The sequence below is a fragment of the Brevundimonas sp. UBA2416 genome (assembly GCF_002343105.1).
Taxonomy (GTDB): domain Bacteria; phylum Pseudomonadota; class Alphaproteobacteria; order Caulobacterales; family Caulobacteraceae; genus Brevundimonas.
The window spans coordinates 1-242 of sequence record NZ_DDRM01000027.1; positions in this window are offsets into that span (position 1 = coordinate 1).

Sequence of the window (242 nt, forward strand, 5' to 3'; positions counted from 1 at the left end):
CCCGTTCAAGCCGGACCACTACCGCTACTAGGCCACGGCTGAACCGAAGGACTGAAGAGGGTCGGCGCCATCAGGGTGCCGGCCCTTTTTTCTGCAGAGGCTCAGGCAGCCATCATGGCGTCCTCGGCCTTGCGGGTCGCCAGACCGGTCTCGAAATCCATGAAGATGTCGATCAGCTCATCGACCCCGACCGGCGAGGCGCCGGGGCTGAAGCGGAACCGCCAGAAGCTGACGATGTGCTG